At 54.1% G+C, this 23,861-nt stretch carries 21 protein-coding genes and 2 tRNA genes; 11 read left to right on the top strand and 12 right to left on the bottom strand.

The window, feature by feature from the left end:
• Window positions 1-48 precede the first annotated feature (48 nt).
• The 4 genes from EDC90_RS11275 to EDC90_RS11260 form a co-directional block, all read right to left on the bottom strand.
• A complete protein-coding gene (locus tag EDC90_RS11275; protein ID WP_132311576.1) occupies window positions 49-1,176 on the bottom strand; it encodes a site-specific DNA-methyltransferase in 1,128 nt (375 codons plus the stop codon).
• Window positions 1,177-1,269: 93 nt separating this feature from the next.
• Complete coding sequence (locus EDC90_RS11270) at window positions 1,270-1,836, bottom strand: UbiX family flavin prenyltransferase (protein WP_207903892.1); 567 nt, start codon at window positions 1,834-1,836, stop codon at window positions 1,270-1,272.
• Window positions 1,837-1,934: 98 nt separating this feature from the next.
• Window positions 1,935-3,581 carry an ABC transporter permease gene (locus EDC90_RS11265; protein ID WP_245511031.1) on the bottom strand — a complete coding sequence of 549 codons (1,647 nt, stop codon included), beginning with the start codon at window positions 3,579-3,581 and terminating at the stop codon, window positions 1,935-1,937.
• A gap of 105 nt (window positions 3,582-3,686) precedes the next feature.
• Window positions 3,687-6,632: a PAS domain S-box protein gene (locus tag EDC90_RS11260; protein ID WP_132311574.1), complete on the bottom strand. Its 2,946-nt coding sequence runs from the start codon at window positions 6,630-6,632 to the stop codon at window positions 3,687-3,689.
• Between the two features lie 301 nt (window positions 6,633-6,933).
• Between EDC90_RS11260 and EDC90_RS11255 the strand changes: the two genes are divergently transcribed.
• Window positions 6,934-7,010, top strand: a tRNA-His gene (locus EDC90_RS11255).
• 143 nt (window positions 7,011-7,153) lie between these two features.
• On the opposite strand, the gene EDC90_RS11250 is transcribed toward EDC90_RS11255, so the two are convergent.
• Complete coding sequence (locus EDC90_RS11250; RefSeq protein ID WP_132311572.1) at window positions 7,154-7,834, bottom strand: winged helix-turn-helix transcriptional regulator; 681 nt, start codon at window positions 7,832-7,834, stop codon at window positions 7,154-7,156.
• A gap of 95 nt (window positions 7,835-7,929) precedes the next feature.
• On the opposite strand from EDC90_RS11250, the gene EDC90_RS11245 reads away from it, so the two are divergent.
• Genes EDC90_RS11245 through EDC90_RS11235 form a run of 3 tightly spaced genes read left to right on the top strand, consistent with a single transcriptional unit; the run spans window position 7,930 to window position 9,480 of the window.
• Entirely contained in the window at window positions 7,930-8,292 is a 363-nt protein-coding gene (locus EDC90_RS11245; protein WP_132311570.1) for a DUF1428 domain-containing protein, read from the top strand.
• A complete protein-coding gene (locus EDC90_RS11240; RefSeq protein WP_132311568.1) occupies window positions 8,289-8,966 on the top strand; it encodes a glutathione S-transferase family protein in 678 nt (225 codons plus the stop codon). Before EDC90_RS11245 ends, EDC90_RS11240 begins: the two co-directional genes overlap by 4 nt.
• 37 nt (window positions 8,967-9,003) lie before the next feature.
• Window positions 9,004-9,480, top strand: coding sequence for a VOC family protein (locus EDC90_RS11235; protein WP_207903893.1), 477 nt, complete (start codon window positions 9,004-9,006; stop codon window positions 9,478-9,480).
• Between the two features lie 60 nt (window positions 9,481-9,540).
• Here the strand turns inward: EDC90_RS11235 and EDC90_RS11230 are convergent, their stop codons facing one another.
• From EDC90_RS11230 to EDC90_RS11220, 3 genes are all read right to left on the bottom strand, one after another.
• Window positions 9,541-9,894 (bottom strand): hypothetical protein, encoded by a 354-nt coding sequence (locus EDC90_RS11230; RefSeq protein ID WP_132311564.1) that lies wholly within the window; start codon window positions 9,892-9,894, stop codon window positions 9,541-9,543.
• Between the two features lie 66 nt (window positions 9,895-9,960).
• The gene (locus tag EDC90_RS11225) at window positions 9,961-10,362 is read right to left on the bottom strand and encodes a hypothetical protein (protein ID WP_132311562.1); all 402 of its coding nucleotides are present in this window, start codon (window positions 10,360-10,362) and stop codon (window positions 9,961-9,963) included.
• Between the two features lie 156 nt (window positions 10,363-10,518).
• Window positions 10,519-11,553: a Fe(3+) ABC transporter substrate-binding protein gene (locus EDC90_RS11220; protein ID WP_165972810.1), complete on the bottom strand. Its 1,035-nt coding sequence runs from the start codon at window positions 11,551-11,553 to the stop codon at window positions 10,519-10,521.
• A gap of 165 nt (window positions 11,554-11,718) precedes the next feature.
• On the opposite strand from EDC90_RS11220, the gene rirA reads away from it, so the two are divergent.
• The gene (gene rirA, locus EDC90_RS11215) at window positions 11,719-12,198 is read left to right on the top strand and encodes an iron-responsive transcriptional regulator RirA (RefSeq protein ID WP_132311560.1); all 480 of its coding nucleotides are present in this window, start codon (window positions 11,719-11,721) and stop codon (window positions 12,196-12,198) included.
• A gap of 172 nt (window positions 12,199-12,370) precedes the next feature.
• On the opposite strand, the gene EDC90_RS11210 is transcribed toward rirA, so the two are convergent.
• Window positions 12,371-12,447: transfer RNA gene (locus tag EDC90_RS11210), tRNA-Arg, on the bottom strand.
• Between the two features lie 443 nt (window positions 12,448-12,890).
• Between EDC90_RS11210 and chvE (EDC90_RS11205) the strand changes: the two genes are divergently transcribed.
• From chvE (EDC90_RS11205) to mmsB, 4 genes are all read left to right on the top strand, one after another.
• Window positions 12,891-13,961, top strand: a complete 1,071-nt coding sequence (gene chvE, locus EDC90_RS11205) for a multiple monosaccharide ABC transporter substrate-binding protein (protein ID WP_132311558.1) — start codon at window positions 12,891-12,893, stop codon at window positions 13,959-13,961.
• Window positions 13,962-14,394: 433 nt separating this feature from the next.
• Complete coding sequence (gene chvE / locus EDC90_RS11200; RefSeq protein ID WP_132311556.1) at window positions 14,395-15,468, top strand: multiple monosaccharide ABC transporter substrate-binding protein; 1,074 nt, start codon at window positions 14,395-14,397, stop codon at window positions 15,466-15,468.
• 79 nt (window positions 15,469-15,547) lie between these two features.
• The gene (gene mmsA, locus EDC90_RS11195) at window positions 15,548-17,068 is read left to right on the top strand and encodes a multiple monosaccharide ABC transporter ATP-binding protein (protein ID WP_132311554.1); all 1,521 of its coding nucleotides are present in this window, start codon (window positions 15,548-15,550) and stop codon (window positions 17,066-17,068) included.
• A gap of 13 nt (window positions 17,069-17,081) precedes the next feature.
• The gene (gene mmsB / locus EDC90_RS11190; RefSeq protein ID WP_132311552.1) at window positions 17,082-18,275 is read left to right on the top strand and encodes a multiple monosaccharide ABC transporter permease; all 1,194 of its coding nucleotides are present in this window, start codon (window positions 17,082-17,084) and stop codon (window positions 18,273-18,275) included.
• Window positions 18,276-18,414: 139 nt separating this feature from the next.
• Here the strand turns inward: mmsB and EDC90_RS11185 are convergent, their stop codons facing one another.
• Window positions 18,415-19,431: a LacI family DNA-binding transcriptional regulator gene (locus tag EDC90_RS11185; protein WP_132311550.1), complete on the bottom strand. Its 1,017-nt coding sequence runs from the start codon at window positions 19,429-19,431 to the stop codon at window positions 18,415-18,417.
• A 451-nt stretch (window positions 19,432-19,882) separates the two neighbouring features.
• On the opposite strand from EDC90_RS11185, the gene EDC90_RS11180 reads away from it, so the two are divergent.
• Together EDC90_RS11180 and EDC90_RS11175 are read left to right on the top strand one after the other, a co-directional pair.
• Window positions 19,883-20,950, top strand: coding sequence for an ABC transporter ATP-binding protein (locus EDC90_RS11180; RefSeq protein WP_132311548.1), 1,068 nt, complete (start codon window positions 19,883-19,885; stop codon window positions 20,948-20,950).
• Window positions 20,874-21,335, top strand: coding sequence for a DUF4186 domain-containing protein (locus EDC90_RS11175; RefSeq protein WP_348633704.1), 462 nt, complete (start codon window positions 20,874-20,876; stop codon window positions 21,333-21,335). The genes EDC90_RS11180 and EDC90_RS11175 overlap by 77 nt, the downstream gene beginning before the upstream one ends.
• 65 nt (window positions 21,336-21,400) lie before the next feature.
• Here the strand turns inward: EDC90_RS11175 and EDC90_RS11170 are convergent, their stop codons facing one another.
• Window positions 21,401-22,717, bottom strand: a complete 1,317-nt coding sequence (locus EDC90_RS11170) for a hypothetical protein (protein WP_132311544.1) — start codon at window positions 22,715-22,717, stop codon at window positions 21,401-21,403.
• 152 nt (window positions 22,718-22,869) lie between these two features.
• Window positions 22,870-23,793 carry a LysR substrate-binding domain-containing protein gene (locus tag EDC90_RS11165; RefSeq protein WP_132311542.1) on the bottom strand — a complete coding sequence of 308 codons (924 nt, stop codon included), beginning with the start codon at window positions 23,791-23,793 and terminating at the stop codon, window positions 22,870-22,872.
• Window positions 23,794-23,861: the final 68 nt, after the last annotated feature.

The following is a 23,861-nucleotide window of genomic DNA, read 5'->3' as shown; positions in this document are numbered from 1 at the left end:
CACGCATTACGGTTAATAAAGAATTACAACCATAGATTATATCGGTCGTCATATACCCGCAATGGATGCGCGAATGCGGCCACGCAACCGGTCGATCGGATAACGGTTGCCATCTTCCTCGTAGTGCCAGAACGTCCAGCCGTTGCACGATTCCTGCCCCTGAACGATGGCGCCCAGCCGATGGATCGAACCGGCATCCTTCGCTCTTGCGAGTGTGCCATCGGCACGGACGACAGCCACATGGTCGCCCTTGGGCGAGGTCAGCGTGTCACCGGGCGCAAGAAGACCGCTCTCGATCAGCGAGAGAAACGCCACGCGTGGCTGGGTTTTCTTGCCGGGCAACGGCGCAAGCATTTCTTCGCCAAGCGGCTCGACGGCTGCGATGCGCTTTTCAGCGGCATCGATGTAGTCCTGTTCGCGTTCTACGCCGACAAAGTGCCGGCCAAGACGCTTCGCAACAGCGCCGGTCGTGCCAGATCCCATAAACGGATCAAGGACCACGTCTCCGGGTTTGGTCGAGGACAGAAGAATACGCGAAAGCAGAGCCTCCGGCTTTTGTGTCGGATGAACCTTCTTGCCGTCTTCGCCTTTGATTCGTTCGGAACCTGAGCAGATCGGAAACAGCCAGTCTGAGCGCATCTGCACATCGTCATTGGCCGCTTTCATCGCGTCATAATTAAAGGTGTATCCGCGTGCCTCTGCATTCGGGCTGGCCCAGATCAGTGTCTCATGGGCATTTTGAAAGCGACGCCCTTTGAAATTCGGCATCGGATTCGTCTTGCGCCAGACAACATCGTTGAGAAGCCAGAAACCGAGATCCTGCATCTTGGCGCCGACGCGAAAGATATTGTGATAAGATCCGATCACCCAGATCGTGCCGGTTGGCTTGAGAACGCGCTTGCAAGCCAGAAGCCATGCGCGGGTGAAGGCATCATAGGCTTCAAACGAGGCGAACTGATCCCATTCATCATCGACGGCATCAACTTTCGACTGGTCAGGACGGTGAAGAACACCATTGAGCTGAAGATTGTAGGGCGGATCGGCAAAAATAACATCCACCGAATGATCCGGGAGCGCTTCAAGCGCTGCGACGCAATCGCCCTTGATGATGCTATCGAGCCACTGAGCGCGTGCGGGATGCGCGGGGCGTGCCGAGAGGGCGGAGACCGGAACCATGAGATACTCGCTTTGAACACGTAACTGAAAACTGGTGACAAATCGGATTCTCGTATGGTTTGGTTACCAAAGCGTTTAGGCGAGAACGGAAAGTTATGAAAGGCCTTCCCATTCTTTCGCGCCCGGTACCTCAATTCCAAGGTTTTGTAGTGCGCGTGAAACCGAATAATCTATAATATCCTCAATGGTTTGAGGGTGTGTATAGAAGGCTGGAACCGGTGGGTGAATGATGCCACCTATTTCTGTTGCCTTCAGCATATTGCGCAAATGCCCGGCATGAAGCGGGGCTTCGCGAACCATCAGAACCAGCGGCCTTCGTTCTTTAAGTTGAACATCGGCAGCACGCGTGAGCAATGACGATGTCATGCCATTGGCAATTTCCGCCAGAGACCGCATCGAGCAGGGCGCAATCAGCATGCCGCAGGTTCTGAACGAGCCACTCGCGATTGCTGCTGCGATATTGTCCGGTTCATAAACAATGTCGGCGAGTGATTTCAGTGTGCCGGAAGAAAGCTCTGTTTCAAGAGCAAGCGTCGTTTGAGCACTTTTGGACATGACCAGATGTGTTTCAACATCAAGCCCCGACAGCAGCTGCAGCGCGCGGATCCCGTAGATTGTGCCGCTGGCACCGGTAATGCCGACAATGATACGTTTTGGCATGGGGTTTTCCGACATGATGCTGATTTCCGGTTTCATCTGGACCGCATCTGACAGGAAATGACGCTTGCGGCTTTGCGCTGGAACAATCCTGAGCACAATCAGTGCGTTCGCTGCGGATCCATGGAGCGGGAAACCAGAAGAACGGGGATCAGTCCGGCAAGAATGATGATCATTGCTGGCACTGATGCACTTTCAACCTGCGACCGGGAGGCGTCCTCGTAAACGAGGGTTGCAAGCGTGTTGAAGTTGAATGGTCTTAACAGGATCGTGGCGGAAAGCTCTTTCAGAGTTTCGATAAAGACCAGCAGCGCGGCCGTGAGAAGGGCAGGGCGCATATTGGGCAAAAGGACAGAGAACAGGGCCTGCCCCGGCGTGCGACCCAGCGTGCGTGCCGCCATATCCAGACTGGGGGAAAGTTTCTGGAAGCCTGAATCAATATTGCCTTCAGCCATCGCCAGAAAGCGAACCGTACAGGCATAGACGATCGCAAACCCGCTGCCGGACAGAATAAGGCCGGTCGAAATGTTAAATGTGTTGCGTAGCGCGCCATCTACCGCATTGTCCAGCGCAGCCAGTGGAATGAGAACGCCGATGGCCAGAACGGTTCCCGGAATACCATAGCCAAGCGCTGACAGCCGGGCGAGTGACCGTGTTTGCCGGCCCGGTTTCGTTCGAACCGAAAACGACAGGATAAGGCCAAAGATGATAGCAGCGACTGCGGCCAGAGCGGAAACCGATATACTGGTAAGGAGGGCGTCGAAGAGCCGTTCTGATGCAAACTCATCCAGTCGTTTGAGCGCGTAGTCCAAAAGCACCAGTGCCGGGATAACAAATCCGATCAAAACCGGGGCCAGGCAGGCCAAAGCTGCGCAAAAGGCCCGCCAGCCGATAAGCTTCTGACGCTGAACACGCCTTCCGTCGCCCGCCGCGCGGCTGGCACTGTAGCGCTGATTGCGCCGGGCTATGCGCTCAAGAAGGATCAGAAGAAAGACGAAAACCAGCATAATGGCAGCCAGTTGAGCAGCCCCTGCGAGGCTGCCTCTGTTCAGCCACGTCTCATAGATCGAAAAGGTGAGCGTGTTGACACCAAGATACTGAACCGCGCCGATATCGTTAAGGCTTTCCATCATGACCAGTGTCAGACCGACGACGATGGCCGGGCGCGCCATCGGAAGCTGAACCCGCCAGAAAACCCTGAACCGGCCAGCGCCGAGGGTACGTGCCACATCGGCGGCATTGCGCCCCTGCATCAGGAATACCGAGCGCGCGGCAAGGTAGACATAGGGGTAAAGCACACTGGCCATGACCAGAACGACGCCACCGAGAGAGCGGATATCGGGAAAACTGTAATCACGAGCGCTCTGAAAACCAAAAAGTGCCCGATAAATCGTCTGGACCGGGCCGGTGAAATCGAAAAACTCACCGAAGGCATAAGCTGAAAGATAAATCGGCATCGCCATCGGCAGAACGAGTGCAACGGAAAGCAGACGCCGAAACGGGAAATCGAAGGAAACCACAAGCCAGGCTGTAAGAACGCCGATGATGCCCGTCGCTATGGCATTGAAAATCAGAAGGCTGAGCGTTCGGCCCGCTGTTCTGGGAAGCACAGTTTCTGCCAGATGGGACAGACCGCTGGCATCACCCGTGGCTGCAATCCAGAAAATTGCAGCAACCGGCATCAGCATCAGCGCGCAAATCAGGGTGGAGGCAACCGTTAGCCGCTGAAGACCGGCAAACCTTCGCAATGGCCTGAAACTCGTGGATTTATTCCAAACTGACACGTGCGCCCATCCGGCGAAAGCGGGAGCGCATCTGCGCCACCGGGAAAACCTGATTAATGAAGCCCGGTTTTACTGTTCGTTCCCACGTTTCGCAAGCGTGTCGGGAACCTTAAAAAACACTTCTACCAACGTGCCTTCATTGGCGAGCGCGTGAACCTCCAGTCGTCCGGAAAGGCCTTCCGTCAACTTCCGTGCCTTTGCCAGACGCGGCGTTTCGTCTTGAGCATGGGCTGGTCCGTCTTCTGCCAGGTTGACGCGGCTTCGCTCGCCTGTGCCATGATCGCGCAATCGCATCACCGTTTCACCGGCTTGGCTCTGCGCTGTTGAGACGATGACCTGTCCGCCAGCAGGAGCGCTGCGGACAGCCTCTTCAACGAGCTGGGTGACAATGGCTTTTAGCGTTTCTGTATCCCCGGTTGCATCATTGAGGGAGGGGGAGAGCGCTGTGCGAACAATAATGCGTCTTGCATTGGCGCCAGGCTGGATCAAACTGACTGCTTCTGCAATCGTCTCATTGAGACGCGCGCCTGAAAGGCTGGGCATGAGGTTGGGTGCCGCTTTGCTTTCTTTTTCCCCAATCAGACGGTTGACCGCCTCGCGCGCCTGCCGGCCTTTGCTCGCAATTTCGCGGGCAAGTGCATGATAATGATCGTCGCCGAGCGGACCGAACCTCTCATTGGAGATCGTATCGGACAGCGATACGATGGCGTCAAGCGGCTGCCTCAGTTCATGCCTGAGCGTTGCCAGAAACACATCCCTTTCCTGCTCTGCCTGTCTTGCGTCGCGTTTGGCGCAGTGAAGTGCATCTTCATGCTGCTTCCACCCGGTGATATCACGTAAAACCGCACAGATCTCACCGGATTTCGGCATACGGCCAAGCGTCATGAAAACAGGAATAAGGCCGCCGCTGGCTTCACAGGCGATGGCTTCCAGGCCATCTGGCATGATGGTCGCGCGGGCGTTGTGTTCCAGTCTTTCGATGCGTTCTTCAATATCGCGCCAGCTTTCCTCTGCAAACAGAGCTGAAAGCTTCATATCGGCAATCTTCGCAGGTTCGAGGCCAAAAAGCGCCAGTGCAGATGCACTTAATGAACGGATTGAGTGATCCTGACGAATAATGATGATTCCGTCTGCAGCCGTTTCTAAAATGGCCCGCAGCTCATCCGGACCGTCAGCTTCGTTCGCGTTTCCGGATGCTTGCCGTTGGTTTTCTGGTTCCACGGAAGCGGGCTGAAATGACTTTTCATCGCGGCGGTCCGGCCTCACGGTCATGGCCAATGCGTGGCCGCGCTGCCACTTGATTGTCTGCAGGTGGATCGAAACCGGCAAACGGCCATCGTCGGATGTTACGAGGAATAATTGTTCGTCCTGATCGCGGGCGATCAGAGCATCGGGGCCACCTGCTTCCACGATTGCAGTGCGTGATCCGTAGCCCGAAAGGGCCAGGAATGCCGGATTGACGTGCAATACATCGTCGCCCGACTGAACCAGCATGGGCGCATCCATTGCGTCGATTTTCTCGGCCGCTGCTATCGTGTCCTTTTCAGATTCATGTGGCTTGGCAGTTTTGCGCAGGATCGGAGAATGCGGCTTTTCTGCTTGTGAATAAGCCGTCTCGTATTCCTGTTCATCCTCAAGGCCTGCGCCCATCGCTTTCAATCGGTCGGCAATCTCCCCTAGGGCGCGGCGCTCATCTTCATTCAGCTGATTGGTCAACTGGGAGCGATTATCCGTCTCATGTCCTTCCAGATCAGCGAAGGGAGGAGCTGTGTCATTGTCTTCCGGTTCTGACAGCGTTTCTTCGCCAAGGCGGACAAGACCAAAGCCGCGAAAACCTTCAAAAAGGCGCTCACGGGTATAGGTCGGCAGGGCAGCCAGATCGACAGGCACCCTCATTTCAGACCCGGCGATCGGCCAGAAGACTGTTTTTCCGGACCATGTTCCCGAAGTCCCGATCAGCTGTTCAATTGCCTTTCCGCCCCGAACGCCAAGCCTGGTCTCCAGCTCTTCAAAACGCATGCCGATAATGTCCGCGACCTGCGAGCCAACAGCTTCTGCAAGCTCATGCGAAACCTCCGTGAAGCGACCATCCTTGTCGGTTCGCCAGACGAAGCGAACCGGACGGCGGATCGTTTGCGTTCTTTTCCCGGCTCTCCCGTTGTTTGGCGGTGCCGGTCGCTCTTCCGGTGTGAACCGGCGGATCAGTGGCGCGTCCGGTTGTTCTTCGGGCGCATCGTCGCTGGCGGCAAGGGCTTCAAGCTGACCATCAATCACCTCGATGACTTCACGCGCAGAACGTTCAGGCGCAGCCACCGCTGCGTCAGGTTCGGGCGGTGGCACGATCCTGTCTTCTTCAGCACTCACATCCGTAATTTCTCCGGATACAAACAACAGGTAGGTGGCCGGATCATCGCCTAAACGGCCCAGCGTTAATGGCCATATGCCGCTGTCCGTAGTGGTCAGACGCTCGGTCACATTTAAATCGTGGTCCGAAAGCTGATCACACATTTGGGCGATAATTTCAGGGGCGACACTGATGTCAGAAAAACCTTTCGATGCCTCCAGCAGAGTGCCGGTTTGATCGACCAGAGCCAGATGGGCTTCATCAGCGCTGAACCCTTCAACCAGAATATGGCGGTCGGCTGAATCCAGATTGCAGGAAAACAGGATGTAGTTGCTGCCATCCACCGTCAGGGGAATCGCTTCGGCTGTAACACCCAAGCGCCTGAAACGCTGTGTCAAATAGATCGTGAACAGCTTCTTGTCTTGTGCGCCGCGCTCAAGCTGCGCTGCAGCGGCCTTGAACTGACGGAATGCGATCAGGTTGGTCGCCGGTTGTCCATTGAGCATCCCGGTAATTGCCGAATGGCCGAAAAAGCGGGCGCCTGCCGCATTTGTCCACACGATACGCCCGTCTTCGGCGTTGATCGCCAGAAGGGGCTGGCTTGCAGCATAAAGGCTTCGCACATCGTTGTGTGCGGCAAAGGCAATGAAAGAGACGTTGTCTTTCTGCATGGTGCTCAAACCCGGTTTGTGAGGGCGTGCTTTCAGTTATGTCCGCAGCGTCTGGCAAATGATTCTTCCAGAATGCCACTGAGACACTGACTTAACGCTTTTTTAATCATAGCGGCACTGACGGTCCAGATAGGAGCTCTGCCTTTTGATTTTAAGGGTTAACGGCCGAACGCCAAGCCAGTCGGTTTGCTGGCTTTTTATTTTCTGTCACAGAGATTTTTATTATATGGTGCATATGGGCTTGCAAAATGGTTCCAAGCCTTTTATGTCAGCCCGCGATGCTTCACGGCATCGACCTTGTGCGGTTGTAGCTCAGTTGGTTAGAGCGCAGGTTTGTGGCACCTGAGGTCGGTGGTTCGACCCCACCCAACCGTACCACTCATTCTTTTTGTATCGTCGGCAAAAAACGTTCGGCCCCTCGGGGCGAGACGGTCGTGTTCTTCTCAAAAAGGGCGGTGGTATCGGTGATAAGCACCGATTGCTTGTTTGCAGACCGTCATTACTGCCCGGACCGAACTCATTCACCTGTCGTTCTTTGATGGTGCGGAATGGCTTTTTTGAAGCTCGAAAAGTGACAGAAACGTTTGAGCTTCATCGATGTCGCCGGTCACCTCAACCACACCTTTGCTGATCAGCGCAGAAAGTGGAGCCGGGCCGTAAACGGCCGCCGCCTGTTGATTCCCATTGCCTTTAATCACAAACGGCGTTTGCGCCTTTGAGACAGCTTTGGTTGTAAGTAAGCCGTCACAGAGCGTCATTTCAAAGGCCTCGGTATCAAAATCGAAACCTGCGCTCGCCTTCAGGCTCCCGGCGCGTTCAGCGATCAGGTTGACGCCCATCGAAATCATCAGTGCCGTAGGACTGATGAAGCGTGATGGATCGTGCCCCGGAACCTTTAAGGCCCAGCGACACAATTCTTCCAGAACGGGCAGAAGCGCCTTGCCTTCCTCTGTCAGCGTATAGATGCCCAGCCTCTCTTCATGCTTGATGACGCCGGCCTGAATAAGCTGAGCAAGTCTGCCTGTCAGAACGCTGGCTGTAATTCCCGGAATGCCAGAACGAATCATCTGAAACCGTTTTGCGGTGAACATCAGCTCGCGCACAACGAGCAGTGCCCATCTGTCTCCAATCAGGTTCAGAGCATGCGCTGCGAGACACCCTTCATCATAACGTAGCGATGGGTTTTTCTTGGGTTTAGTCATTTTTTAATACTGGTTGTTGTTTTTTACTACTAACACTGTCATGTTGATCCTGCAATTGGTTTGATCCTTATGAATATCAGGAGGAGATGTTTATCATGACCTATTTCACCGGTTCAGTAGCTGCGGTGCCAGTGGCAAACAAGCAGAAATACCTTGAGCATGTGGAGGCTGCCTGGCCGCTAATGCGCTCTTATGGGGCGACACGCATGGTCGAAACCTGGGGCGTTGACGTTCCGGAAGGAAAGCTGACTGACCTCTACCGTGCCGTTCAGGCGCAGGAAGGGGAGGCTATCGTTTTTGCCTGGATTGAGTGGCCGAACAAGGAGGTGGCTGATGCCTCATGGGAGAAGATGCAGCAAGACCCAGCCATGAAAACTCTGCCGGAAATGCCATTTGATGGCAAGCGAATGGTGTGGGGCGGCTTCGAGTTAATGTTCGATTCGGAGGCCGCAAAATGACTCTGACCCTCTATACATTTGACTGGTTGCCAGAGTTTCCGCGAGGATTCGTGCGCGATCTGCGAGTGCGGTGGGTGCTTGAGGAAACCGGCCAGCCCTACACAGTCGACACCGTCCCTGCATACCCAAAAAGCCCTGGCCATCTGGCGCTGCAGCCGTTCGGACAGGTTCCCATTGTTGTTGATGGCGATCTGACGTTGTTCGAGAGCGGAGCGATCCTGATGCATCTCGGTGAAGGCACTGCGCTTTTGCCAGCTTCGGATCGCACGAAGGTGACGCAATGGCTTTTTGCCGCTCTCAACACTGTTGAGATGTCTGTGATGCACTGGGTGACGATGGTTCTTGCCACAAGATTCCCGGATTTTTTCGGCCCGCCGCCGGAAGATGTTGTGATTGAACATGCGCGACGGGAGATGGAGGCGAAGCTTGAAGCGCTCCAAATGGCGCTCGGCGGAGAAGCCTGGCTGGCTGATAAGTTCACCATCGCGGATATTGCGATGGTCGAAGTGCTGCGGGTGGTCGAATCTGAAGGCGCGCTTGCGCGTTTTCCGCAGCTTGTTTCCTATGTTGACCGTGCCAGAGAACGTCAGGCTTTTCAACGGGCCATGGCTGATCACATGCAGCACTGGCGGGCAGCTGATTCCCGGAAAGCCGCCACAGAAACAGGCCGTTGAAGGCAGTCGCTAAAACGGAGGAAAAAGAGCGATGACGATACCCAAGAACAAGGTTTGCCTTTGGTATGAAAAGGATGCCGAAGCTGCAGCCAGTTTCTATGCAGAAATCTTCCCCGACAGCGCGGTGACTGCGGTGCAGCGGGCACCGGGTGACTATCCGGCCGGAAAGGCTGGTGATGTTCTGATTGTTGAATTTACAGTGTTTGGTATCCCGTGCATCGCGCTGAACGGCGGACCGGAGTTTAGAAAAAGCGAAGCCTTCTCCTTTCAGATCGCGACTGATGATCAGGCGGAGACCGACCTGTACTGGAACGCCATTGTTTCTAACGGCGGTGAAGAAAGTGTCTGCGGCTGGTGCAAAGATAAATGGGGCTTATCCTGGCAGATTACGCCTAGAACGCTGACAGAGGCCCTGGCTGCCGGAGGCGAGGAGGCGAAGCGCGCATTCGAGGCTATGATGCAGATGCGAAAAATCGACGTTGCCGTTATCGACGCAGCGCGACATGGCAACTGAGGTTTTTCGTTACCTGCTATGATGGTGGGGATGCCATTGCTACTGGCGCTCGGGTAGGCTTCAGTCTTCTTCGTCACCATCGTCCCAGTGAAAATAGTGCAGCAGCCGGTGCGCAACCGGCGCGATCAGAATACCCGACATGGCAACGAAAACGAACCCTGCATAAAGCGAGAAGATACTGGCAAAAATCTTGGCCTCTGTGGTTTCCGGCACTTCTGCCGGTCCGAGACCGCTGATCAGCATTGTGGCGTTTAGCAGGCCACGGGACCAGTCCATGCCTTCAAGCACAACAAAACCGATCGCGCCTGCCGCAATTGACGCAAGACATAAAGCCAGCGCAGCCAGTGCGTGCAGTGCCAGCCTCAGGCGAAACTTTTCCCTTGAGGCGGGCGCCTGATTATAGCGCTCATACATGAGAATTTATTCCTCTCATCGTGCGCCAGGGCTGCTTATTCCGCCAGCCATTTTCGTCAAGGCGCGTCAGAGGCTGCCCTGCATCGGCGATGGCAGCTGATAGAGGCTGAGAATATCGTTGCAGGCCTTGTCATTCCCGGTGAGGTTCTGGTCGGCCGATGCTTTCTGTCTTGCGCGGATCTGGGCCTGACGGATGTCAGCATCTGTCGCGCCCATTGCGCGTGCTTTCGCATAATCATTTTCTGCCAGAGCGTTCAGCCGGTTGGTTGCGCGCAAGCCCCCATAAGACTGGCAAAGCTGTGCCCCAAGATCAGCCGTTGCTGCTTCATCCAGCAACTGCTGCATTGTTGGATTTTCCGGCAGAGTGCTTGTCATTGGCGTTACAGACTGTGTCTGGCAGCCTGCAGCTGAGAGCAGCATGAGAGCGCCAAATGCATGAACGGTGGCGGACTTGATAGACGAAAACATGGGATTCTCCCTGCAGCTCCCGGTTATTCGGGATCAATGATGGCCAGATTGGCTTACAAATGAGTATCGTTGCAACGCTGGTCCAGTGCAAGAGCCATGAAAAAGGCAGCTCGAAAAAGCTGCCTTTTAAGATTCTGCCGATACGGATTTTGATGGTCAGGGACCATCATTGAAGCCGACTTTATCAACAAGCTCGGAGGCCTGTTTGCGGTAGGACGCAATTTCAGCAAGTGAGAGTGAATCCGGGTGGATCTCGCCGAAGGATTTCACAATGTCCGATGCTTCGGCGCCCGGCATCACAGGATATTCAAAAACCTGTTCCGCATAGATTTCCTGTGCTTCCGGTGAGGCCAGAAATTCCATCAGTTTCAGCGCACTTTCCCGGTTGGGCGCGTTCTTTGCCATCGCCATGCCCGAAACATTCACATGTGTGCCGCGACCATCGGCATTGGGAAACAGAACCGTAATGGCGTCGGCCCATTGCTGTTGCTCCGGTTCCTTTTCATTGGTCATCATCAGGCCAACATAATAGGTGTTTCCAAGCGCCAGATCGCACTCGCCGGACATGATCGCCTTGGCCTGGCTGCGGTCATTGCCGTTCGGGCGTGTCGCAAGATTATTTTTCAGGCCTGTCAGCCATTCTTCTGTATATTCCGCGCCATGGTGGGCGATCATCGATGCGAAGAGCGCAATGTTATAGGCATGCTGCCCGTCACGAATGCAGATTGCGCCTTTCCATTTTTCATCCGCGAGTTCTTCATAGGTGATCGGAATATCACCGATTCGGTCTTTCGAGGCGTAAACCACGCGGCCGCGCTTGGTCAGAGCAAACCAGTCGCCTTCCGGATCGCGGTATTCTTCTGGAATGTCTGCATTGATGATTTCACTGGTAACGGATTGCGTAACATCAGCTTCCTTGGCCTCTGTGAGGCGGCCAATATCAACGGTCAGAATCACATCTGCCGGAGAATTGGCACCTTCCGCCTTCACACGCTCGACGAGGCCTTTGTCCAGAAACAGAACATTCGTCTCGATTCCGGTTTCATCCTCGAAGGCTTCCAAAAGAGGTGCGATCAGTTCAGGCTGGCGATAGGAGTAGACGTTCACAGAACCACTGGCGAACGAAGGGGCTGCAAAACCAATGGCGGTCAGGCTCATCGCTGCTGCGGCAAATGCTTTCAGGCGAAACATGCAATCCTCCATATGCATTTTATCTTGAGTGTGATATTCAGGAATAGTTTTCGCCTGTCAACTGCGTACCGCCGTAGACTTGAGTGAAATTTTCCTCTTTTTGGAATTGTTCAAAAGAAGGAAAGGCGTTATATAAATGGAAACGTTCTAAACAAGGAGTCCGGTATGCGCCTGACAAAGCAAACCAATTACGCGGTTCGAATGCTCATGTACTGCGCGGCCAATGACGGCAAGTTGAGCCGGATTCCCGAGATTGCCAAGGCTTATGGCGTTTCGGAACTGTTTCTGTTCAAGATCATTCAGCCGCTGCACAAGGCCGGGATCATGGAGACCGTTCGCGGGCGCAATGGTGGCGTGAAGCTTGGCAGACCTGCAGCTGAAATCACCCTCTTCGATGTCGTTCGCGTGACCGAAGAGAATTTCGCGATGGCGGAATGTTTCGGTGGCGCGGGCGATACAGATTGTCCTCTTGTGGACAGCTGCGGTTTTAATTCGGCCCTGCGTGAAGCATTGAACGCGTTCTTCACAGTGTTGGCTAAATACTCGATCGCTGATCTGGTTCATCGCCGTCACGACATTTTCAGGCTGCTGAACATTGATGACGATGGCGACCGGTCCGAGGTGGCTCAGGCTGCTGTCGGCTGAAGATCGTTTGATTTTCGGGATATCCGGGAGGAGGCACTTGGAAACAACGAATCTGCTGTAGAGCTTTAATGAACGCGCTGGCATGCCCGGCGCGTTTTTTGTTTCCTGCCCGACATAATCCGCCTGTCGTCAAACAAAGGCAGAAGCATTTTCATTGGAATCAATGAAGAAATGGCGCGCCCGACAGGATTCGAACCTGTGACCTTTGGAATCGGAATCCAACACTCTATCCAGCTGAGCTACGGGCGCCTGGAAATCGACAGCAAGCCATCGAAAGTCCGGTCTCTTTAGCGCAGCTTGCAGGCTTCATCAACGCCAAAATTTTCTCCGGTCGCAAAAATGCCTTCTCATGAGCCCATCGGTCTGTCCGTCCGTATCCCGATTGGCACCTTGGTCTATTATACGAAAGGCTAATCTGTTCCTCTGAGAGATTTCGTAAGCGGACGAATTTTACCAATAATTTCAAAATCAAACGCGATTTCTATAATCAAAATATAGCAAAATTGGTATATCTGCATGGGTGTATTCAATTTGACTCTAATGTGCGTTTCAGAACAACGTCATTATGCAAACTGCGCCGCCAGCGAAGGATTGAAGAGGTGAAATTCTTTGCAGCAGAGGGAGGGTGATAGCGCAATCTATCGCCGGGCGCAGTCGTACCAAGCGAATTTCGCTTTATTGGGAGAGAGAATATGAAATTGCTAATTTCTGCGTTCGCCGTGGCAGCGGTGACCGTATCGTCGTTTGCCGTGCCCGCATTTGCAGACAAAGGAACGGTGGGCATCGCCATGCCGACCAAGTCTTCAGCGCGCTGGATTTCAGATGGCGAATCCATGGTGCAGCAGTTTGAGGACGCTGGTTACAGCACTGATCTGCAATATGCCGAAGACAATATCCCGAACCAGCTTTCGCAGATTGAAAACATGATCACCAAAGGTGTCGATGCGCTGGTTATCGCCTCGATTGATGGTACGACCCTGTCCAACGCTCTGGCGAATGCCGCCGCTGCAGGCATTCCGGTTGTTGCATATGACCGCCTGATTCGCGAAAGCGGCGATGTTGACTATTATGCAACCTTCGACAATTTCCAGGTCGGTGTTCTGCAGGGATCGAGTCTTGTGCAGGGACTTGAAGAGCGCTTCCCGGATCAGGATGTCTGGAACGTTGAGCTTTTCGGTGGCTCGCCGGACGACAACAATGCCTACTATTTCTATGATGGCGCTATGTCAGTGCTTCAGCCGCTGATCGACGATGGGAAGATCAACGTCGTGTCGGGCCAGATGGGAATGAATCAGGTCGGTACGCTGCGCTGGGACGGCGCGGTGGCTCAGGCGCGTATGGATAACCTGCTTTCGGCCAATTATACTGACGAAACCATTCATGGTGTGCTTTCGCCATATGATGGCCTTTCCATCGGGATCCTGTCTTCGCTGAAGGGCGTCGGCTATGGTTCCGGCGATCAGGAAATGCCGATCGTGACCGGTCAGGATGCTGAACTTCCGTCTATCAAGTCGATCAATATGGGTGAGCAGTATTCGACCGTGTTCAAGGATACGCGCGAACTGGCACGTGTGACGGTTGGTATGGTGCAGGCGCTTCTGGAAGGCGGAGAACCGGAAATCAACGATACCAAAACCTATGATAACGGGGTTAAGGTCGTTCCGTCTTACCTGCTGAAGCCGGTTTCTATCGACGCCTCGAACTGGGAAGAAATCCTGGTTGACCAGAGCGGCTACTATACGCTTGATCAGGTCCAGAAATAATCAGATTGTGAGCGGGCGCGGCAAACAAAAATGCCGCGTCCTTCTACTTGGGTTTGTTGTGCTTATCATCAGGTCCATGGTTAGAGGATCAGCACAAGTGTGCCAAAACTGCGTAAAGTCTGGACTAAAATCGCCTTAAATATATTTTTAGTTCATACTTATCGTTTGTTTTTTTGAAACGATTGAAGCTAATATTTGGGTGCACTGCAAAAAAGATGTTTTGTGCTGATCGAAACAGTTTGACATACGTGCATCATGAGATATCGTCTTTTCGTCTGCAGTGACCGTTTCGGGGATTGGAGTTTTATCGGAACGGTTCTTTAAAGACGAGGAGGCTTGGCGCCTTAAGGACTGTGCCATTTTTGGCGCCGCGCCATTGATACAAAGGTTAATTACCGCGTACAGCGGTTTTGCCTGATAACGGGAGAGAGTTATGAAATCCGCTATTTCCATGCTGGCTGCCGCCTCTGTGGCAGTTGCAGCGTTGAGTGTGCCTGCATTTGCAGCAGACAAAGGCTATGTCGGTATTGCAATGCCGACGAAGGGCCTTGATCGCTGGAACAAGGATGGCGCGTCCATGGTTCAGCAGTTTGAGGAGGCCGGCTACAAGACCGACCTGCAATATGCTGAAAATGAAATTCCCCAGCAGCTCTCGCAGGTCGAGAATATGATCACCAAGGGGGTCGATATTCTCGTCATTGCTGCCATTGATGGCGGCTCCCTGACAGCGCCGCTGGCAAATGCTGCTGCTGCCGGTATTCCGGTTATCGCTTACGACCGCTTGATTTTGAACACACCGAATGTCGACTATTATGCCACCTTCGATAACTACAAGGTCGGTGTCATTCAGGGTAACAGCCTGGTGGAAGGTCTGAAAGAACGCTTCCCCGACACCAAGCCCTGGAACGTTGAACTGTTCGGCGGTTCTCCGGATGATAACAACGCCTATTTCTTCTACAACGGCGCGATGTCCGTCATTCAGCCGCTGATCGATTCCGGTGACATTGTCATTCCGTCGAAGCAGATGGGAATGGACAAGATCGGTACGCTGAACTGGTCGAACGCGGCGGCTCAGGCTCGTATGGATAACCTGCTTTCGGCCTTCTATACCGATAAAACCCTGAATGGCGTTTATGCCTCCAACGATGACCTTGCCATGGGCGCAATCTCTTCGCTCAAAAGCATTGGTTATGGTTCGGGCGATATGAAAATGCCGATCGTCACCGGACAGGATTCGAACCTGCCGAATGTGAAAGCCATTATCGAAGGCCTACAGTATTCCTCGATCTTCAAGGATACCCGCAAACTTGCTGGTGTCACCGTTGAGATGGTTGAAGCCATCAATGAAGGCAAAGAGCCGGAAATCAACGATACGACTACCTATGACAATGGCGAGAAGGTCGTTCCTTCCTACCTGCTCGAGCCAGTTGAAGTGACCAAGGATAACTGGAAACAGATCCTTGTCGACGACAGCGGCTACTACACGATGCAGCAGATCGAAAACTGATACCCGCAAACGATAAAAGAGGCCATCCGCCAGAGGCATATCTGGCGGGGGCTTCGAAAATGAAACGGGTGAGGGCGTTATGACAACATTGCTCGAAATGCGATCGATCACCAAGACGTTCCCCGGCGTCAAGGCGCTCAATGAGGTCGATCTTTCTGTCGAGGAGGGCGAAATCCACGCTCTTGTCGGCGAAAACGGGGCCGGAAAATCCACACTGATGAAGGTGCTTTCCGGCGTCTACCCGCACGGATCCTATGATGGCGAAATTTACTACGATGGTGAACTGGCCACCTTTTCAGGTATTTCCGATAGCGAAAAAAAAGGCATTATCATCATCCATCAGGAACTGGCTCTGATTTCTGAACTGTCGATTGCTGAAAACATCTTTCTGGGAAACGAAGTCTCCCGCGGCGGTGTGATCGACTGGCCTGAAACCTACAGCCGGACTGAGAAGCTTCTTAAGAAAGTCGGTCTGACCGATCCGCCAGCCACACTGGTGGAAAAGATCGGGGTCGGCAAACAGCAGCTTGTCGAGATCGCCAAGGCGCTATCCAAGAATGTGCGCCTTTTGATCCTTGATGAGCCGACGGCGGCTTTGTCGGAAAGCGATAGCCAGAAATTGCTCGAATTGCTGAAAGAACTCCGTTCTCAGGGCATGACGTCGATTCTGATTTCGCACAAACTCAATGAGGTCGAACAGGTTTCCGATGCGATCACGGTTATTCGTGACGGTGCCTCTGTCTCTGATATTGACTGCAAGGCCGAGGATGTCTCCGAAGCGCGCATCATCCATGACATGGTTGGGCGTGACATGGAAAACCGCTACCCGGACCGCGAACGCAATATCGGCGAAGTCCTTATGGAGGTGAAAGACTGGTCCGTCTGGCATCCCGAACATGCAGACCGCAAGGTCATCAAAGACGCCAATTTCCACGTCCGTGCCGGTGAAATTGTCGGCATCGCCGGGTTGATGGGGTCGGGGCGTACAGAGCTTGCCATGAGTCTGTTCGGGCACAGCTATGGTCGCAACATATCCGGGCAGGTGTATCTGGGCGGCAGCCCGGTGGACACGTCAACCGTGCCGAAAGCGATCTTCGCCGGGCTGGCCTATGTTACCGAAGACCGCAAAGCGCTTGGGCTGGTGCTGGATGAACCGATCACGAAGAATATCACGCTGGCCAATCTGCCCGGCGTCTCAAGATACGGGGTTCTGAATTCGGCTGAAGAGACCAAGACGTCTGAATATTATCGCAAGGCGATGAACATCCGCACGCCGTCGGTGGCACAGAAGGTGGTCAATCTTTCCGGCGGTAATCAGCAGAAGGTCGTTTTGTCGAAATGGTTGTTCACACAGCCCGACGTTCTGATCCTCGATGAACCGACGCGCGGCATTGATGTCGGCGCCAAGTTTGAAATCTACAACCTCATGAACCAGCTTGCCGCTGAACAGCGCGGCGTGGTGATGATCTCGTCTGAAATGCCTGAGCTTCTCGGTATGTGCGACCGGATCTATGTCATGAACGAGGGGGCATTGGTGGGCGAACTGACGGCTGAAGAAGCCAGCCAGGAACGCATCATGTCCTTCATTGTCAGAAGATAAGAAAGAGATGACGATGAATACACCCCAAGAAAAGTCAGAAGCGGGCCAGCATTCGATCCGTTCCTATCTGAGTGAGAGAATGCGCGATTACGGCATCCTGCTGGCGCTGATCGTCATTATCGCCTTTTTTCAGATCGTGACGAATGGCGTTCTTCTCAGACCCGTTAACATCACCAATCTGTTCCTTCAGAATTCCTACGTCATCATTATGGCTCTGGGCATGCTGATGGTCATCGTGGCCGGGCATATCGACCTGTCGGTGGGTTCAATTGTCGGGTTTATCGGGGCGCTGGCCGCTGTCATGATCGTGCAATGGCAGTTGCCTGTGCTGGTCGCTATTCCTGCCTGTATCATTGCAGGGATGCTGATTGGCGCCTGGCAGGGCTACTGGGTTGCCTATTGGAAAATACCGTCCTTTATCGTGACGCTGGCGGGGATGCTGATCTTCCGCGGCCTTTCGCTCTGGCTGCTGAATGGTCAGTCCGTTGGCCCGTTCCCGAGCTCCTTCCAGCTTCTTTCCACGGGCTTCGTGCCAGATCTCTTCGGCATTGGCCGTCCCAACATGACGGCACTGGCCGCTGGTATCATCGCAGCTGCCGCCATTGTGTATATCGCTTTTCGCGCTCGGACCCGGAACAAGGCTTACGGCATTGAGAATGAACCGGCTGCCTTCTTCTACGGGCGTAACATCATTGTTGCCGCGGTTCTGGTCTTCGTTTCATGGAAGTTGGCATCCTTCCGTGGCCTGCCGAACGTTCTGATATCGATGGCGATTCTGACGGTGATTTACACCTTCATTACCGAAAGCACGACCTTTGGTCGCCGGATCTATGCGATCGGTGGCAATGAAAAGGCTGCTGCTCTTTCGGGTATCAACACCCGCAGGCTGAACTTCATCGTGTTCGTGAATATGGGTATGCTGGCAGCCTTGGCGGGGCTGGTCTTTGCAGCGCGCCTGAACATTGCAACGCCGAAAGCCGGTAACGCCTTCGAACTCGATGTGATTGCGGCCGTGTTCATTGGTGGTGCATCAATGTCCGGTGGTGTCGGTAAGATTGTCGGTGCGGTTGTCGGTGCCTTCATCATGGGCATTATGAACAACGGCATGTCGATCATGGGTATCGGTATCGACTATCAGCAGGTCATTAAAGGTCTGGTGCTGCTCGCTGCCGTTGTGTTTGACGTTTACAACAAAAACAAGGCTTAAAGCATCGGGCAAATGTGGCGTCCGGTCTCTCATGAACGCGATGCTTCAGTGTTGCCGGGCAATCGCCAAAACGGAAGGCAGAGTGGGGTTCTCGCTCTGCCTTTTTATATTTTGCGGGGAACGCGAAATTCGCCCCTTTTCATTTTGCGCGGGTCGATGTGCGGATGGCAAGGCCGGGTGAAAGCTGGTGGGTGAGCGGTGCGTGCCCGGCATCTTTTGGCTTTTTCCCTTTGATATGACTTAGCAGAACCTCAACGGCCTTTTCAGCCATGCCCGGAATATCGGGTTCTAGAGATGTGACTTCGGGCAGAAAGCCTTCTGCCATTCCGGTGTCTTCGAAAGATATGAGCGCAATATCCTCTGGCGTGTTCATCTCCACGGAGCGCAATGCGCGCACGACACCAATGGTTTGTTCGCGCTGAATGGTGATGATGGCGTCCGGCCGTTCAGGCTTCAAAAGAATGTTCTGCGCGGCACGGAGCGCCTGATCCTCGTCCTGGTGATTTTGAAAAATGGCATCATCGGCCAGGGGCGAGCCTGACTGACTGAATGCTTCGGTGAGGGCTGAGAGCCTGCTCTTTACTGTTCGGTCCTGACTTTTACCGGCGATCACACAAAGGTCTGTGAAGCCGCGCTGAAGCAGGTGGCGAACAATCAGTCTGGCTCCGGCCTGATGATCGTCACTGATGCAATCGCAGCCAAGGCTTTGAGGCAGGTCGCCGAGTGAAACCAAAGGTTCTTGAAAACGCTTCAGAATTTCAGGCGCAATTATCGCGTCAGATGACGGCGCGATGATGAGAATGCCTGCAGTTTGATGGTCCGTGAAGCGGGCAATGTCGCTGGCCATGCTGGTCGCATCCAGCGAGGCGCTACCAAGCATCAGCCCGTAGTCTCGCTTCGCCAGCTCATTCTGCAAGACTTGCGTAAGCTTTGCATTGTGCTTGACTGTCAATTCAGGCGTAAGCAGACCGATCTGACGCGCATGGCCAAGGCGCAAAGTGCGGGCCAGCGTGTTCGGCTTGTAGCCAACGGTCTGGATTGCTGCTTCGACTTTGGAGCGAAGCTCTGCACTCACCGGTGCACTGTCATTAATGGTCGCAGAAACCGTTGTCACCGAGACGCCAGCGACGCGTGCGACATCTTTGATGGTAGCCATGTTCTTTGCTCGCTTTTCGGACCTCAGGGCGGATATGCCTCTGATGGCAGGTTTCGTTCTTAAATGGTTCTGAGGTCAAATGCAGCAGAGAAGAGAAACTGGGGCGGGCGAAAAGATGCTCCTGGCGCAAATCTCACGCGCCAGGAGCCGGGCGCACCTCAATCACCGGTCATTATTTTTGTTCCGGTGCGATGAGAACGTCTGTGAACTCGAAATAGTTTCATCATTAAGAAGATATATTCAAATTCTTTTATGCGCGGTTCGCGGGGTTCAGCCTTTTCTGGCAGGTGCATCCGAGCTTTCAGAAATCGTCTCGCTTGTTTAGCAATTCTGAGGCTGATAGATCAGGCGCGGTCGTGTTGATTACCGTCAAAGACGCAGGGCGTCATGACGGTCATGGATGATCAGGGCCCTGAAGAATACACAACGACCCGGAGGTTTTGGGGGAGCAATGGCCAGACTTACTTTACGCAATGTCGTCAAGAAATACGGCGCCCGGCAGGTCATACACGGTCTTGATCTTGATGTCGCTGACGGGGAGTTTCTTGTGCTGGTCGGTCCTTCGGGGTGCGGAAAGTCAACGCTTCTGCGCATGATTTCAGGGCTTGAAGATATTACCGGCGGAGAGCTGCTTGTCGATGGTGCTGTTGCCAACAAGATGCAGCCGAAACAGCGCAATATTGCGATGGTGTTTCAGGATTTTGCACTGTATCCGCACATGACTGTGCGCAAGAATATGGCTTTTGCGTTGCGCATGGGCGGCATGAGCCGCAAGGATCGTGATGCCGCGGTCGAGCGTGCCGCCGAAATGCTGGATCTGACCAATGAGCTGGAGCGTCACCCGTCAGAGCTTTCCGGCGGGCAGAAACAGCGGGTTGCCATGGGACGTGCACTGGTGCGAGATCCTGCTGCTTTTCTGTTTGATGAGCCACTTTCCAACCTCGATGCAAAGCTGCGTGCGCAGATGCGCGCCGAGATTAAGGCCCTGCACCGTCGCCTGGGCACCACGATGATCTATGTAACCCATGATCAGATGGAGGCCATGACCATGGGAGAGCGCATTGTGTTGATGCGTCAGGGTGTCATTGAGCAGGCCGGAACGCCTTTGCAGCTCTATGACCGTCCGGAAAATGTTTTCGTGGCCGGTTTCATCGGGGCTCCGGGCATGAATCTGATTGAGGGGACTGTCTCCGGTTTCGGTGGCGCACTTGTTCTGACGACCGCATCTGGCATGAACTGGCCTCTGCCTGATCATGAAGGTCTTTCCGAGGGAGCCGAGATCGTCATCGGCGTGCGGCCTGAAAGTGTTGTTCTGTCCGATGAAGGGACGGAGGCGACAGTTGCCTTTACCGAAACGACAGGATCTGAAATCCATGCAACGATGACTGCGGGTGAGGATCAGCTTTTGCTTCTCTCGAAGGAGCGCTTGCCGCTTGAGCGGCATGCGGCTGTTCGTGTGTCTTTCGATCCCAATCATATCCACCTCTTCGACAAACAGACCGGAAAGCGGATCAACTGACGGACCGTCAATTTATCTCATGGATGAACTGGATCAACTTTTCGACCGGCTTTCCCGATCCCGCTTCAGAAGTCGTTTCCGGCTGAGTGATAAAGACCGCGCTTATGCAGCCGCAAAAGGCCGTGCGGTGATAAATGATCATGCACTTGACTTCGTTCGTGCCCGTTTAGCCCCGGCTGAACCGAAAAACGATGGCAAGCAAACGCCGATGCGCGGACACCCTGTCTTTACTGCGCAGCATGCCACGGCGACATGCTGCCGCGGATGCCTGATGAAGTGGCACGGTATTGCTGAGCACCGTCCCGTCGATGAGCGGGAGGTGGCATACATCGTTGAGGTTCTGGATCGCTGGATCGTCAGCCAGATGAAAAAGGGCGCGCGCTAAAGCACGATGCGTGGATTCAATGGGTTAGAGTATCCACTGATGAAACCCTGGTTATGGCGAGCGGTTTACTGTGTTTTCGGCGGCGTTTCGGTTGCGTCGTCCGGCGTTTTCGCTTCAGGGTGTTCTTGCCCGGAAGGCTCACTTTCGGCATTTGCTTCATCTCCACGCATGCTGCGTTCGATCATGCGTTTGCCGCATGTGGTGGCGATCGCACCGAGGCCTACCAGGACAACCAGCAGATTAATGATCCACCCGAAGAACCACAGATAATGCGTCAGCGAAAGAAGAACGAAACCGGCGGCTGTCGCCAGAAGTCGGTTGATCAGCGTCGGTGACATTGGTTTGATTGCAAGAACCGCTTTCCACGCCAGAGCGTAGGTTGCTGTGATATAGGCCATGATCCATGCAATCACGACGATCAAAATGAAGAAGGGGACAAGCGATAGTCCGATGATCGTCATCGCCGAAACCGGGACAGCGCCGATCAGTGCGGACAGGGCGACAAAACCATAGCCGAGGGATGAGAAAGGCCGTGAAACGAGCCGCTTGCGCGTTTTCTCCAGACGCTCCGGCATCGATGTCAACAGCAGCGCGGTAATCAAAAGCAAGCAGGCCAGAGTGACGAGGAAGCCAACGAGAAGGCTCCCAAAGTTCCCTCTGTCATCATCGCGAAGCTGATTGTTTGCGGCAGATTTTGCTGCATCACTGAAATTGCCATTTTCGTCCATATCCTGCAGGACTTCACCGGCGACCGTCATGCGCGCAAGCGTTGCGAGTGTCGCGCGTGTCAGCCGCTTGTGCTGCACCTTGTCCGGCGCAATAACGTTTGAGGGAATTTCGATGGCTGAGGGCGACACATAGTTGAGTGTGCCGTTTATCCTGGCGTCAGGGCCGAAAGTGATATCCTCAGCCGTCAGCATGACATCGCCACTGATTTCGGCATTGATGGTGATCTCACTGGCTGCTGCAAGAAGACTGCCGGACACCGGCGCATTCACGTCAATTTCGCTGGCAGCGATGCGGGCATTTCCGCCGACCGCAGCACTGCTGTTGAGCGAAACTGAATAGCCAGCCGCTGAAACGTCGCCACCGACCGTGTTATCGATGATCACCCATGCACCGGCGGTATAGAGGTCTCCGGCAACAGCGGCATCAACAGTAACATGGCCGCCAGCCAGATGCGCATCCTTTGTGACAGGGCCATCAAGCGTGGCAGAAAGGCCGGATACAAATGCGCTGCGCGGGCTTGGCTGATCCAGTGTGGTCGTCTTGCCGCTGGCGTAGGTGTCGCCACCAAAAACCATGGTGCCATCAGCCAGAGCCGTTGCAGGCAAAAGTGCAATCAGCAAGGTTGCTGCCAGCGGCTTTATCCGATGCATCATGATGTGTTCCTTCAGTTCCCGAGCTGGCCTCTGGCGTCCCGGTCTTGCAATGATAAACAAATTAAAACTTAAGGTTTGTATCTGGCGTTGATTTTTGCAGAAGCGTCAAGGGGGGCGGGAGCCCTTTTAGAGGAGGCTACATCTTGATTCTGTCAGGCCGATGAATGATCATCTTCCCTAATCGCCGGAGCGTGGCAGGCGATGACTGCATTTGCCAGTGCATCCATGTCCCGGTCGCGCTTGTCAGAGCGGCGCCATGCAAGCCCGATCCTGCGCATTGGAACAGGCTCGGCGAAGGGCAGGATCGAAAGCGGAGTGTGCGCCGTTTCGGCCGCAATCGCCATCTCGGGAATCAGGGTCATGCCCATATCATTGGCAACCATCTGCAAGAGCGTTGTCATCGATGTTGCGCCGACATTGACGACATTGCGATTTGGGGTTCGCTGGCAAACGGCAAGTGCCTGTTCACGCAGACAATGCCCTTCTTCAAGGAGCAAGAGCCTCTCTGACTCAAAGTTCGTTTGCGACAATGGTGAGGTCAAAAGTGTGCTCTCATTGCGCGCAACGGCTACAAAGAATCGGTCAGTAAACAACTCCCGTGTGGAAATGGTTTCACGTTCCAGCGGCAGGGCGGCAATCACGGCATCCAGTCCGCCACTTTCCAGATCATCCAGCAGGGTATCCGTAACGGCCTCTTTCAGAGCGATCTCACCATCGGGGTAATGAGCTTTCAGATAGGGGACAAGTTGCGGGATAAGGTATGGGGCGACCGTTGGGATGATACCGATGCCGAATTTACCGGAGAGGGGGCGATTGCGCGGTCTGGCTGCCTGTTCCAGTGCCGTCATCTCAGCCAGCACCCTCTGGGTGTGATCCAGTACACGTTTTCCTGCACGCGTCAGAATGACTTGTTTGCGTGTACGCTCCACCAGCTTGACGCCCAGCGCGCTTTCCATCTCCATAATCTGCGCTGAAAGCGCTGGCTGGCTGACATGCACGGCTTCGGCCGCCCGGCCGAAATGACGTTCACGCGCCAGCGCCTCGAAATAGCGCAGCTGCTTTAAAGAAATGACCATAGGAAAATCTTATCGAAATTACAGGAAATGACAATTGGAAATTATCCTGAAGCGGTGCGATCATTTTA

The organism is Martelella mediterranea (assembly GCF_004342225.1).
In the GTDB taxonomy this organism is placed as follows: Bacteria; Pseudomonadota; Alphaproteobacteria; order Rhizobiales; family Rhizobiaceae; genus Martelella; species Martelella mediterranea_B.
This window is presented reverse-complemented; position numbering and strand designations above follow the sequence as displayed.

Bases quoted from the DNA above. Each gene is read 5' to 3' on its own strand.
- EDC90_RS11275 (WP_132311576.1), bottom strand. From the start codon at position 1,176: ATGGTTCCGGTCTCCGCCCTCTCGGCACGCCCCGCGCATCCCGCACGC.
- EDC90_RS11270 (WP_207903892.1), bottom strand. From the start codon at position 1,836: ATGCCAAAACGTATCATTGTCGGCATTACCGGTGCCAGCGGCACAATC.
- EDC90_RS11260 (WP_132311574.1), bottom strand. From the start codon at position 6,632: ATGCAGAAAGACAACGTCTCTTTCATTGCCTTTGCCGCACACAACGAT.
- EDC90_RS11250 (WP_132311572.1), bottom strand. From the start codon at position 7,834: ATGACTAAACCCAAGAAAAACCCATCGCTACGTTATGATGAAGGGTGT.
- EDC90_RS11245 (WP_132311570.1), top strand. From the start codon at position 7,930: ATGACCTATTTCACCGGTTCAGTAGCTGCGGTGCCAGTGGCAAACAAG.
- EDC90_RS11240 (WP_132311568.1), top strand. From the start codon at position 8,289: ATGACTCTGACCCTCTATACATTTGACTGGTTGCCAGAGTTTCCGCGA.
- EDC90_RS11230 (WP_132311564.1), bottom strand. From the start codon at position 9,894: ATGTATGAGCGCTATAATCAGGCGCCCGCCTCAAGGGAAAAGTTTCGC.
- EDC90_RS11225 (WP_132311562.1), bottom strand. From the start codon at position 10,362: ATGTTTTCGTCTATCAAGTCCGCCACCGTTCATGCATTTGGCGCTCTC.
- EDC90_RS11220 (WP_165972810.1), bottom strand. From the start codon at position 11,553: ATGTTTCGCCTGAAAGCATTTGCCGCAGCAGCGATGAGCCTGACCGCC.
- rirA (WP_132311560.1), top strand. From the start codon at position 11,719: ATGCGCCTGACAAAGCAAACCAATTACGCGGTTCGAATGCTCATGTAC.
- chvE (WP_132311558.1), top strand. From the start codon at position 12,891: ATGAAATTGCTAATTTCTGCGTTCGCCGTGGCAGCGGTGACCGTATCG.
- chvE (WP_132311556.1), top strand. From the start codon at position 14,395: ATGAAATCCGCTATTTCCATGCTGGCTGCCGCCTCTGTGGCAGTTGCA.
- mmsA (WP_132311554.1), top strand. From the start codon at position 15,548: ATGACAACATTGCTCGAAATGCGATCGATCACCAAGACGTTCCCCGGC.
- mmsB (WP_132311552.1), top strand. From the start codon at position 17,082: ATGAATACACCCCAAGAAAAGTCAGAAGCGGGCCAGCATTCGATCCGT.
- EDC90_RS11185 (WP_132311550.1), bottom strand. From the start codon at position 19,431: ATGGCTACCATCAAAGATGTCGCACGCGTCGCTGGCGTCTCGGTGACA.
- EDC90_RS11180 (WP_132311548.1), top strand. From the start codon at position 19,883: ATGGCCAGACTTACTTTACGCAATGTCGTCAAGAAATACGGCGCCCGG.
- EDC90_RS11175 (WP_348633704.1), top strand. From the start codon at position 20,874: ATGCGGCTGTTCGTGTGTCTTTCGATCCCAATCATATCCACCTCTTCG.
- EDC90_RS11170 (WP_132311544.1), bottom strand. From the start codon at position 22,717: ATGATGCATCGGATAAAGCCGCTGGCAGCAACCTTGCTGATTGCACTT.
- EDC90_RS11165 (WP_132311542.1), bottom strand. From the start codon at position 23,793: ATGGTCATTTCTTTAAAGCAGCTGCGCTATTTCGAGGCGCTGGCGCGT.